Genomic DNA, 12,752 nt, shown 5'->3' on the forward strand with positions numbered 1-12,752 from the left:
CGCTTTAGATTATTAAAATCGAAATAAATAAAAGTATTTGCCCCCCATGAATACAAAAAATGTAGGATTTTACATTTTTACCTGAAACAAGAAGGCATTTTTACTTTGAAATTACCAACTCTGCGTTCTCTATTTGCCGATACGTTGGCATTTCTCTCAGCTTGACTAGAAATTTTTACTCCGTTTTCACTATATTCTCGTCTCAGAAAACTAACATAATTATCAATTTCTTTAAAAAGACTGGAATTGTCTTCAACTTGATACTCTTCCCTTAATCGAGCTTTTAAAGACTTAACAATATACTCCATATAACGTTTATCTTGTTCATCACGTTCACCAAGAGTTAAACTTCTCTGTATCATATCCAAATCTGAAGCTAATATTTTCGAAGCTTTCGAATCTCCGGAAAGACGTTTTGATAACCTCTCAATTTCTTTTCGACTCTCAATAGAGTTCCTCGTTATACTTTTTGCTGCAACTACTTTTTCATTCTGTTCTTGTCTAACCAAACTAACATAATTATCAATTTCTTTAAAAAGACTGGAATTCTCTTTAACGTAATATCTTTCCTTTAATCGATTCTTTAAAGACTTTATGATATGCTCCATATAAATTTTATCTCGTCCATTATGTTCACCAAGAGCTAAACCTCTCTGTATCATATCCAAATCTGAAGCTAATATTTTCGAAGCTTTCGAATCTCCGGAAAGACGTTTTGATAACCTCTCAATTTCTTTGCGACTTTCAATAGAGTTCCTTGTTATACTTTTTGCTGCAACTGCCTTTTCACTATGCTCTTGTCTCAGAAAACTGACATAATTATCAATTTCTTTAAAAAGACTGGAATCGTCTTCAACTTGATACTTTTCCCTTAATCGAGCTTTTAAAGACTTAACAATACGCTCCATATAACGTTTATCTTGTTCATCACGTTCACCAAGAGTTAAACTTCTCTGTATCATATCCAAATCTGAAGCTAATATTTTCGAAGCTTTCGAATCTCCGGAAAGACGTTCTAATAACCTCTCAATTTTTTTGCGACTTTCATTTGCTGCAACTACCTTTTCACTATGCTCTTGTCTCAGAAAACTGACATAATTATCAATTTCTTTAAAAAGACTGGAATCGTCTTCAACTTGATACTCTTCCCTTAATCGAGCTTTTAAAGACTTAACAATATACTCCATATAACGTTTATCTTGTTCATCACGTTCACCAAGAGTTAAACTTCTCTGTATCATATCCAAATCTGAAGCTAATATTTTCGAAGCTTTCGAATCTCCGGAAAGACGTTTTGATAACCTCTCAATTTCTTTTCGACTCTCAATAGAGTTCCTCGTTATACTTTTTGCTGCAACTACTTTTTCATTCTGTTCTTGTCTAACCAAACTAACATAATTATCAATTTCTTTAAAAAGACTGGAATCGTCTTCAACTTGATACTCTTCCCTTAATCGAGCTTTTAAAGACTTAACAATATACTCCATATAACGTTTATCTTGTTCATCACGTTCACCAAGAGTTAAACTTCTCTGTATCATATCTAAATCTGAAGCTAATATCTCCGAATCCACAGAAACACGTTTTGATAACCTCTCTATTTCTTTTCGACTCTCAATAGAGTTCCTCGTTATACTTTTTGCTGCAACTACTTTTTCATTCTGTTCTTGTCTAACCAAACTAACATAATTATCAATTTCTTTAAAAAGACTGGAATCGTCTTCAACTTGGTACTTTTCCTTTAATCGAGCTTTTAAAGACTTAACAACATGCTCCATATAACGTTTATCTCGTTCATCACGTTCACCAAGAGCTAAACTTCTCTGTATCATATCTAGATCTGAAGCTAATATTTTCGGATCTCCAGAAACACGCTCTGCTAACCTCCCAATTTCTTTTCGGCTTTCGACAGAATTCGTTATTTTACTTGTTACAACATTTTCTTCTTCAAATGTAGGATTAAAAGTTGAATTTTCTGCCATGTCTTTCCTCAATAAATTGTATAAGGCGACTTATTAATAATCAAAAATCGAATTTGAGCTTAAAACTGCCTTTATTATAATCAATCTGTTTTTTATTAATCTTGATTACCTTATTTGTAAACTATCTTTTTGCAGAAATAAGTATTCACTTTGTTTTTTATGCTTTAAAATTCGTCTTTCCAAATTTGGACTGATAACAATAAAGTTTTTTCTCTCCAGATATATTAAAGAAGAGCCAGTATAGAATGCATATTTAATTGTACATCCACTGAGGCAAGATGCAGCATGCACATCAGCCTCACGTTCGAAAAAGCGCAACGGTCTCTCAACAGAAGCATATTCCCATAAAGGATCCATGTGCTCCATAACTCTGCACGTTATCCTTCTCCTTCTTCATGCAAAGTTGCTATCAGCGTTTACCAAGCTGTATCCTTAACAGACTCGATCTCATCAACCCAACTCCGCAAAAATCAACCTATCAATTTGATAGCCGCGACATTACAATCAAACCCACAAAACTGAAAATCTATACGATCATCTTTCGACTGAATCGATGACTCACCTCGCTTATAATAAGCCCTTTAAAAATCATAGGATTCTACCGCAGATTTAATTTCTTCCAAAAACTCTCATCAAGAGAATTCTAAAACTAACGAGCGTACAGAATAGTGCCAGAAATCCACCCATCATAAACTGACAGCTCTTTAAACAGCTATCAAACAAAGAAGCTGATCTTACCCAATTCTCTACCTCCCCAAGCTATACAAACCAATATCTTACCTGTAAAATAGGAATAAGCTTAAGAACAATCTTAATTCGCCATGTCATCATTAAACAAAGAAGCTATTGCTACACACCCTATCATTTTATAGCATAACTATTTTTATCCATAACCTGTAACGATAAAACCTTGCCAAGAAGAGATAAATAAACGACTCTGCAACTGACAGCTTGTTTTTCTAAATGAAGAAATACCATCATTCTTTATTTTCTGCATTCTCAGCGGCTTTAATCACGGCCTCTTTCAAAATATGCGTAATATTATTCGGAATGCTTTTGACACGGCCACGTCCCGCTTTTGGCAGATTGCGCTTAAGGGGTATTTTGGAGTCTAAGGTGTATTTCTGATATCAGAAATACACCCTATAGATAATAAAAAAGCTGTATTTGCAAGAAATACAGAATCAATACACTCAGTTTTAGAGACAACACGATTAAATGGAATAAAGTCATTCAATACTAAATAAAGCATACTCTCAACATCAACACAAAACACTAAACATTGTGTTTATATCTCAATTTACCCCTCTAAACGCTAACTACGCATAATTGTATCAGCTAAACGAATCGATTATGTAATAGAAAAAAGGGGGAGTATCATGATACACATCGTCAGATTTATAATTTTATTATCTACTTTCATATTATTTGGATGTACGAATGTAGATAATTTAGATCAATATGATGCACTCTACGAAAAGTATGTGAGCACAAAATACGAAAATTCCGAACATGCTGACAAGATGCAAAAAGCATCAGAATATATATACTCTCGTGGTTACGATGATTTCTTTTCAAGATTTCATCCCGTGCGCCACCGTCACATACTTATGACTTTGTGTGGGCGTTATGCAAACTTATTACAAGGTGATTATAATAAAGAGATGGCATGGGCAAATTTACCAACACACATACACACGCTACGCTATAATTATAACTGGAAAGAAAATATTTTCGTTTTGGCGCAAAAAACGTCCAATGAACTTACAAACCCAATGTTTCAGTATGCAAAAAAGTTCCTTACTTCTCCTAATGGCATGACTCCAAAAACACAAATAGCAGATCTAATATCGACAATAGATGCAGCAATTACTATGCCTTCTTATGGTGAACTGATTAAAAAGGTACCGCAATTTTGTACTGACATTCAAAGAGTATATAATATAATGGAGTCTTTTTAGCATCATTTATATAGATGCATAAAGAAATGAAGGAATATCGATAGCTTGATGAAGACTTCATTGATAATCACAGAGGAGCCTGTTTCTACTCTTTTCACGATGGACTTCCTATATCGAAAGCACGTGATTGATCACAATGAACCACCTATATTGTCTATAATCTTGTTCCTACAAATGAAACAATAAATCTGATATTCATCAAAACTTCCTCCCTTACAATAGAAAAAATAACTGGTATTTTCGTAATATATGTAAAATGCCTCTGGTGATAAAGTCAGCACGAGGAATATTCCTTTTTGATCATAAACCGAAGCTGCATCAAGCTATATAGATCAGATTTTGCTCCGCTTTATTAACAAAAGTTCTCGATTAATAGACTCAACATCAAACCACTCTATATCCTCGTCGGCAAAATCTGCTGAAACATCATATTGGCCAACAATTCACCAAGAAGTTTAGCTAAGAAACACCTATGATTTCATAACCAAATGCCTCTTATCAAGCGCTAAACCACCTTTAATATCTTCAGCAAGATGAAAATATCAAGGAATGCAAGCAATATAGAAAGCATAACTGCCCCTCAAACTTTCCATAATTTTATTATAGACGTAAAATATGCTCTCTCAATTTTATAGACCAAAGACTACTATTTTTAGCTTCTTACCTTTTACAAAAAATATTTCTGTAGAGCATTCAGAGTACTGCACACTGAATTGACAAAATGGTTCTATTAGAAAATAAAATATTTATGCGTGAGAAAAATGGAAATAAGCTCGTTAAAGAAAGTTTTGGCAATTTATTGCGTAAAACAGGCAATGCAGTGGATATTTAAAATCAATTCAGGAATGAGAAATCAGCAGCAATACGTCCTGCTAACGTTGGTGTTACAGTTTCCGAAATGGAAGCAATCTTTATTAAACAAAAGAGAGCATAGCATTGCCCTACATGCAAATGTCTAAGAAAACAAAGAGAAGCCATTTAAAATGAAGGATAGGACAGAAAAAACAGAGTAAGATCAAAAGTCCCTAGCCTTTAGATAACACATGATTTTATTGATATTTGGCGGAGAGAGAGGGATTCGAACCCTCGATATGGTTTCCCATATACACGCGTTCCAGGCGTGCGCCTTCAACCACTCGGCCACCTCTCCAAAGGCTTACACTCTACCTGTAGAGAAATAACGTGCAAGCTTAAATCCTATATATGTTTATATCTTGCTTATTTTGCAGTTTCTGCCATAGGAATAACTGAAACATAAGAACGGTTACTTGCTTTTTTGCGAAAAGAAACTATTCCATTTGAAAGAGCAAAAAGAGTGTGATCTTTTCCAATACCAACATTATCACCAGGATGCCAACGTGTACCACGCTGACGAACAATAATGTTTCCAGCAATAACGGCTTCCCCACCAAATTTTTTAACGCCAAGACGTTTTGATTCCGAATCGCGTCCATTGCGCGAAGAACCTCCTGCTTTTTTATGTGCCATAACTGTCTTCCTTTAATTCTTTTCACCTTTTGATGCCTTGGAAGCTACCTTTTTTGTCGTAGCCTTTTTTTCAGTCGTTTTTTTAGCAGTTTTGCTAAGAGAAGCAGAAGCTTTCGTTTCTTTTGATTCTTTTACTTTCTTGTTAACGGGCTTTTCAGCTATTTTTTGCACTTTGGAAGCATCACTTAAAACTTCTAAAATACGCAACGTTGTCAATTCCTGGCGATGACCACGAGTACGCTTTGAATTTTGACGACGACGTTTTTTGAATGCAATAACTTTACGCGCACGGCCCTGCTCTACAATTTCAGCCGTCACCAAAGCGCCCGCAACAACAGGCGTACCAACAGTCATGTTATCGCCTTCATGGAGCATCAATATATTGTTTAATTCAATAACACTCCCCACATCACCAATAACTTTCTCAACTCTTATGACCTGGTTTTCAGCAACACGATATTGCTTACCACCAGTTTTAATGACTGCGAACATTTTTTATCCTTTCGTTCGATCCAGCTCTTATTTTACTTTATCAACAGAGAAAATAGGCTGCTTTTTATCAGTCTTAATGGTTTCAAAAGGTATAGAAAACACCTACAAAACACAAATATGCGCAAATTACTTCACGCTCAAACGTAAATATATATGATAGAATTTCTATTCTATGTCAAGAAAAGCCCATTAAAAAGCAAAAAAAGAACTTGTATTCGAAGAAATTGGAGATTATCACACCGTCATTAAATTAAACAAGATAGATAGAATTTATTGTATCCTAAGATATGGAGAGATGGCTGAGTGGTTGAAAGCACCGCACTCGAAATGCGGCATAGGGGTAACTCTATCGGGGGTTCAAATCCCTCTCTCTCCGCCAAATATCAATAAATTAACCCCCTCAACTCACTGTTATCGTAATCGCAAATATTTGAATGAAAATGAACTAAATTATTTTAAGAAAAATATTTGTCTACCAATGCATAAAGAACCGCTGCTGTTTCGGCATCCAAAATCCCATCATAATTGCTTTGCCGGAAATGAAGCTGAAATGCTCGGATTAATGCCTTATATCCATCTTCTGTTTTTGCAATTGAAGTATCATACCCATATTGCTTAAATTTAGCAATAATATCCGCTTTAGCAGGAAGACTCTTACAGAATTGCGCTTGATAGCAATTCTTCAATTCATCATCATACCACGCTCCTACACCTACTGTATAAAGCTCTTTCCATGGAAAAGCTGCACCTGGATCGCTTTTTCTAACAGGAGCAATATCACTATGACCAACAACATTGATTGGCGTAATATCGGGATAACGTTGTAGAATATTTAATGCAAGTTCTTTAACCGCATCAATTTGCATAGGATTATAGGGAGGAAATATAGGCATTCCATTCATATCATCAGTCACCACACTGACTATTTCAATTCCAATAGATGTATCATTCAGATTGCTTCTCCCAGCCCATGAGCTAACACCAGCATGCCACGCACATTCATTTTCATCAACCAAATTAAAAATACGCATATCTTTAAATCCCGCTTCAATATACGTTTTCTCCAAAGGATCAGGAACAAGATAATGTGCGCTAACCTTAGTACCTGTAAGAATTGCAACCGACTGTTTAAAATCAATTGCAGTGTAATGCATAACGAGAAAACGAACACGACGATTAAAGCTTTTTACAGAACGATAACTATTGTAATCAATCTGATACATAATAAAACTCCTCCTTTTTGTTTAATCGACTCATACATTGCGCAATCACAATAGACTGAGTACAATGCTAGGATTTGTGCTACTCTTGAAAATTGATTACAGCTTCACACTTAATATGCTTAGTTTTGAAAGCAATTAAATAACCTAAATTACACCCACTACTAAAAGTAGATTTCTCTATACAATCACGGAAAAGCTCTCAAAACTCCCCCCTACATTCCCGCTTGGCACAAAACTGCACCATCTATTTTTCTATTATTTATCTAAATAACACAGCTTACAGCTAAATCTCTACACGGAATTCTCAGCGATCGTTTGAGCATAGCCAAAATAAAATAACATGCATCCATTTGAAATTTCTTTTAAAAAAACTTCATGACTATTTTTTGACTATTTTAGTAAAAAACATTTTTTTGGAACGTTTGGATGAAAGTAGTCATTTTACCAAATGAACGTATATTTCTTATTTGATATTTAATTATTGTATATTTGGATTATTTTTCTGTTATCTGTTGCTTACTTTAAAATGCTCAGCGAGTTGACAGTTTTTGTTTTTTTTCATTTTTATGTTTTTTTGTATGGTTTCTCCTTTTGAAGAAGTCTGAGCAATATTGTTTGTGTGATTTTCTTTTTTCACAGTGCGGAGTGAGATAGGCTATACTTGCTGCGTATTATTTTGTCTCCTTCTTAAGCTTTTTAGCATTTTGATTTCAGTTTGTTTTTTCCTTTTTTCATTTTTTTTGGAACTTGCATTGGTTTTTCTCATTTTAAGTTTAAGAATTATTGAAGGAGAGAGAGATATGGAAACGCGGATCCCAACGAAGCATCCCTTAGAGCGACATTTTACAGGCGAATTTTCTTTAGAGACGGAGAATTGTCACTATAGACCGTCTGTTTTATCTTGGTCCTCGATTTTTGCTGGATTACTAACGCTTTTAGCAACATCGGTTTGTTTTTCATTTTTATTAGCAGCCTTAGGCTTAAACCAAATGACCTTTTTTTCTCCCTTTTCACTAGAGAAGAGTTTTCTCTCTGTTGGGGTGAGTTCAATTTTTATTTTTTGTCTAAGCTTTGGTCTTGGAGGTTATGTTGCTGGTCGTTTTTCGGATCACTCAGGGGCGCTTCACGGTTTTTTGACCTGGGCCCTTTTTATGCTTTTGGTGGCGCTCCAAAGTGCAATTTTACTTTCTGGCGCGGCTCATTTAGGCGCTAAGACTGTTTCAGGAGTTGCAACAACAACGAAACAAGCGATCAGTGATTTTAGTTCAGAAGGTGGCAAACTTGTTCCTCTCACAGACCGTAAAAATTTTGAGGATTTTTTCAACGATAAAAGGAATGCTCTGTTTGATTTTAACAAACTCAGCAATGACTTACAGGCACTTTTAAATAAAAGTGATATTCCAGCCCTCAATCCGGACAATCTCTATAACGCTTATAGAGAATCAGTCAAAGACCTTCGTTCTACCATCACATCTTTTAAGAATGATCCTTCTAACTATCGTCTTTTGGTTAAACAACTCGGCGAACGCCTTTCGGATCGTGTTAAAAAGCTGAACACCCAGATTGATCGTCGCGATGTCATCCATCAGCTGACAAACAATGGACTATCACAAGCTGAAGCAGAAAATACTGCAGAACGTGCGATTGATATTTATCAAACAGCGAACAAAAAAACTAAAGAAGCTATTCAATCACTGAACAAACAGGTAGAAGCTCTCTCGCAGAATGCTCCTACTCATAAAGGAGCCCAAAACAGTTTTGCAATTGCGGATAAAGCCATAAGCACAGCTTCTAAGATTGGATTGTGGAGTTTTTTTGCGAGCCTTCTTGGTGCTGTAATTGCCAGCATTTCTGGATATTATGGTCATAAGAGACGGTCTCATTCTTACACATTGTAAAATTTCGATTTTGAGACAAAAGAGGCTGATCAACCTTTAAGAACTCTACAAAGTAAAACCAGCTTTACAAAAGCTGCACCACGTGTGCAGCTTTTTTATTAAAGACCCTTTTTCTTTGAAGCGACCTGGGTATTTTCCCTCATGATGCACCATGCCATCAAAACGGACGTCTCATCTGAGACGGATCCTCTTCCCGCTTCTCTCTTGGCGTCTCGGTACATTGATTTGAAGCGACCTGGGTATTTTCCCTCATGACGCATCCATGCCTTCAAAACGGACGTCTCATCTGAAACGGATCCTCTTCCCGCTTCTCTCTTGACGTCTAGTACATTGATTTGAAGTGACCTGGATATTTTCCCTCATGATGCATCATGCCTTCAAAACGGATGTCTCACCTGAGAAGGATCTTTTTCCAGTGGTTTTTTATTATTCCCCCAACAACACCGCTCCAAAGAGGAAGGAGTCTTTTTTTGTGTTGGATCGCCTACCGATCTCTTGTCGCGTTTATTTTAAGGATTATTTTATTGATACAAACTTATTGATCCGAGACTGGTTGCGGGGGCAGGATTTGAACCTGCGGCCTTCAGGTTATGAGCCTGACGAGCTACCGGGCTGCTCCACCCCGCGTCACGGAAGAATTGTCGCAGAAAGGATACGACGATTTTTAGATATTTTTTTGAAGAGTGTTGAAGAATTCTTTCTATGCGCTTAGCAGACCTGGCAGCGACTTACTCTCCCGTGCCTTAAGACAAAGTACCATCAGCGCTGGAACGTTTCACGGCCGAGTTCGGGATGGGATCGGGTGCAGGCGCTCCGCCATAACCACCAAGTCAGCGAAAAGCATAGAAAGGAAAGAGAAGTTGTCTTATTGCTATTTTAATTTGTTTTGTTTTTTTAAATGAATAGAGGGAATGAGAACGATCAAGCCTATCGAACGATTAGTATCAGTAAGCTTCATATGTTACCATACTTCCACACCTGACCTATCAACGTGGTGGTCTACCACGGTTCTCAGGGAATACTCGTTTTCAGGTGGGTTTCCCGCTTAGATGCCTTCAGCGGTTATCCCGTCCGTATATAGCTACCCTGCTATGCGGCTGGCGCCACAACAGGTCCACCAGAGATACGTCCATCCCGGTCCTCTCGTACTAGGGACAGATCCTGTCAATATTCCTACACCCACGGCAGATAGGGACCGAACTGTCTCACGACGTTCTGAACCCAACTCACGTACCGCTTTAAATGGCGAACAGCCATACCCTTGGGACCTGCTCCAGCCCCAGGATGCGATGAGTCGACATCGAGGTGCCAAACAACCCCGTCGATATGGACTCTTGGGGGTCATCAGCCTGTTATCCCCGGCGTACCTTTTATCCGTTGAGCGATGGCCCTTCCACACGGGACCACCGGATCACTATGACCGTCTTTCGACTCTGCTCGACTTGTCAGTCTCACAGTCAGGCAGGCTTATGCCATTGCACTCAACAAACGATTTCCGACCGTTCTGAGCCTACCATCGCGCGCCTCCGTTACTCTTTAGGAGGCGACCGCCCCAGTCAAACTACCCACCATACACTGTCCTGGATCCGGATAACGGACCGCAGTTAGACATCCATGTCGATAAGGGTGGTATTTCAAGGACGACTCCACAAAGGCTTGCGCCCCTGCTTCAAAGTCTACCACCTATCCTACACATATCGCCACAAATGCCAGTGTAAAGCTATAGTAAAGGTGCACGGGGTCTTTCCGTCTAACCGCAGGAACCCCGCATCTTCACGGGGAATTCAATTTCACTGAGTCTACGTTGGAGACAGCGGGGAAGTCGTTACGCCATTCGTGCAGGTCGGAACTTACCCGACAAGGAATTTCGCTACCTTAGGACCGTTATAGTTACGGCCGCCGTTTACTGGGGCTTCAATTCAATGCTTGCACATCTCCTCTTAACCTTCCAGCACCGGGCAGGCGTCAGACCCTATACATCGTCTTGCGACTTTGCAGAGCCCTGTGTTTTTGGTAAACAGTCGCTACCCCCTGGTCTGTGCCACCCTTTAACGGTTGCCCGCTAAAGGGTCACGCTTCTTCCGAAGTTACGCGTGCAATTTGCCGAGTTCCTTCAACGTAGTTCTCTCAAGCGCCTTAGTATTCTCTACCTGTCCACCTGTGTCGGTTTCGGGTACGGTCTATACGTGGGAGCTATTTCCTGGAATTCCTTCACTGCAAGATCAATCCAATAAGACCTTACAATTTACGCAATCCGTCACTTCCCACAGGTCCACGAATATTAACGTGGTTCCCATCGACTACGCCTTTCGGCCTCGCCTTAGGGGCCGACTCACCCTGCTCAGATTAACTTTAAGCAGGAACCCTTGGACTTTCGGCGAGGGAGTCTCTCACTCCCTTTATCGTTACTCATGTCAGCATTCTCACTTCCGATACCTCCAGGAGCTCTCACGAGTCTCCCTTCACAGGCTTACGGAACGCTCCGCTACCACTTACTCATAAGAGTAAATCCACAGCTTCGGTGTATGGCTTGAGCCCCGTTACATTTTCGGCGCAAAGACCCTTATTTAGACCAGTGAGCTGTTACGCTTTCTTTAAATGATGGCTGCTTCTAAGCCAACATCCTGGTTGTTTTGGGATCCTCACATCCTTTCCCACTTAGCCATAACTTGGGGACCTTAGATGGTGGTTAGGGTTGTTGCCCTTTCCACGACGGACGTTAGCACCCGCCGTGTGTCTGCCAGTTATTTCTTCCAGGTATTCGGAGTTTGGTTAGGTTTGGTAATCCGGTGAGGACCCCTAGCCCATCCAGTGCTCTACCCCCTGGAGAATAAAACTAACGCTCTACCTAAATAGATTTCGCGGAGAACCAGCTATTTCCGAGTTTGATTGGCCTTTCACCCCTAGCCACAAGTCATCCCAATCTATTGCAACAGATACGGGTTCGGCCCTTCAGTAAGTGTTACCTTACCTTCAGCCTGCTCATAGCTAGATCACTCGGTTTCGGGTCTAATCCAACGAACTGAACGCCCTGTTCAGACTCGCTTTCGCTACGCCTACACCTATCGGTTTAAGCTTGCTCGTTAGACTAAGTCGCTGACCCATTATACAAAAGGTACGCCGTCACCCAGAACGTATCTTGGGCTCCGACTGTTTGTAGGCATTCGGTTTCAGGTTCTTTTTCACTCCCCTTGTCGGGGTACTTTTCACCTTTCCCTCACGGTACTGGTTCGCTATCGGTCATGCACGAGTACTTAGGCTTGGATCGTGGTCGACCCATATTCAGACAGGATTTCACGTGTCCCGCCTTACTCAAGGACTTAAATCAGATTTACGTATACGGGACTATCACCCTCTTTGGTTTGATTTTCCAATCAATTCTACTTTTCTTAACTTAAGCCACTGGCCTGGTCCGCGTTCGCTCGCCACTACTAACGGAGTCTCTTTTGATGTCCTTTCCTACAGGTACTTAGATGTTTCAGTTCCCTGCGTTCGCTTCTTACACCCTATTTTATTCAGGTGTAGATACCTTATTTGTGATTACTAGAAAATTAAACCGCTTTTATGAAAGCAGCTTAATTTTCTAGCAATCTAAGGTGGGTTGCCCCATTCGGAAATCTACGGATCAAAGGGTATTCGCACCTCCCCGTAGCTTATCGCAGCGTATCACGTCCTTCTTCGCCTGTGCATGCCAAGGCATCCACCAAA

At 39.2% G+C, this 12,752-nt stretch carries 6 protein-coding genes, 3 tRNA genes and 2 rRNA genes (1 of these 11 cut by a window edge); 3 read left to right on the forward strand and 8 right to left on the reverse strand.

Annotation, left to right across the window (positions count from 1 at the left end; translation table 11 throughout):
- Positions 1-77: 77 nt before the first annotated feature.
- Positions 78-1,982, reverse strand: a complete 1,905-nt coding sequence (locus BA1379B_RS04870; protein WP_078692452.1) for a hypothetical protein — start codon at positions 1,980-1,982, stop codon at positions 78-80.
- A 1,379-nt stretch (positions 1,983-3,361) separates the two neighbouring features.
- Here BA1379B_RS04870 and BA1379B_RS04885 point away from each other — a divergent pair.
- Complete coding sequence (locus BA1379B_RS04885) at positions 3,362-3,943, forward strand: hypothetical protein (protein ID WP_035006835.1); 582 nt, start codon at positions 3,362-3,364, stop codon at positions 3,941-3,943.
- A gap of 1,060 nt (positions 3,944-5,003) precedes the next feature.
- Here BA1379B_RS04885 and BA1379B_RS04890 read toward each other — a convergent pair.
- From BA1379B_RS04890 to rplU, 3 genes are all read right to left on the reverse strand, one after another.
- Positions 5,004-5,093 (reverse strand) — tRNA-Ser (locus BA1379B_RS04890).
- A gap of 68 nt (positions 5,094-5,161) precedes the next feature.
- Positions 5,162-5,431 carry a 50S ribosomal protein L27 gene (rpmA, locus tag BA1379B_RS04895; protein WP_035006833.1) on the reverse strand — a complete coding sequence of 90 codons (270 nt, stop codon included), beginning with the start codon at positions 5,429-5,431 and terminating at the stop codon, positions 5,162-5,164.
- Between the two features lie 12 nt (positions 5,432-5,443).
- Positions 5,444-5,923, reverse strand: a complete 480-nt coding sequence (gene rplU / locus BA1379B_RS04900) for a 50S ribosomal protein L21 (RefSeq protein WP_078692453.1) — start codon at positions 5,921-5,923, stop codon at positions 5,444-5,446.
- 289 nt (positions 5,924-6,212) lie between these two features.
- On the opposite strand from rplU, the gene BA1379B_RS04905 reads away from it, so the two are divergent.
- Positions 6,213-6,302: transfer RNA gene (locus BA1379B_RS04905), tRNA-Ser, on the forward strand.
- A gap of 76 nt (positions 6,303-6,378) precedes the next feature.
- On the opposite strand, the gene BA1379B_RS04910 is transcribed toward BA1379B_RS04905, so the two are convergent.
- On the reverse strand, positions 6,379-7,146 hold the full coding sequence (locus BA1379B_RS04910) for an N-acetylmuramoyl-L-alanine amidase (RefSeq protein ID WP_035006829.1): 768 nt from the start codon (positions 7,144-7,146) through the stop codon (positions 6,379-6,381).
- Between the two features lie 800 nt (positions 7,147-7,946).
- On the opposite strand from BA1379B_RS04910, the gene BA1379B_RS04915 reads away from it, so the two are divergent.
- Entirely contained in the window at positions 7,947-9,044 is a 1,098-nt protein-coding gene (locus BA1379B_RS04915) for a TIGR04086 family membrane protein (protein WP_078692454.1), read from the forward strand.
- A gap of 550 nt (positions 9,045-9,594) precedes the next feature.
- Here BA1379B_RS04915 and BA1379B_RS04920 read toward each other — a convergent pair.
- The 3 genes from BA1379B_RS04920 to BA1379B_RS04930 all read right to left on the reverse strand — a co-directional run.
- Positions 9,595-9,671 (reverse strand) — tRNA-Met (locus tag BA1379B_RS04920).
- Positions 9,672-9,759: 88 nt separating this feature from the next.
- A 5S ribosomal RNA gene (gene rrf / locus BA1379B_RS04925) occupies positions 9,760-9,874 on the reverse strand.
- 87 nt (positions 9,875-9,961) lie between these two features.
- Positions 9,962-12,752, reverse strand: a 23S ribosomal RNA gene (locus tag BA1379B_RS04930); it runs 20 nt beyond the window's last position.

It is taken from the genome of Bartonella sp. A1379B (assembly GCF_002022485.1).
Lineage (GTDB): Bacteria > Pseudomonadota > Alphaproteobacteria > Rhizobiales > Rhizobiaceae > Bartonella > Bartonella rochalimae.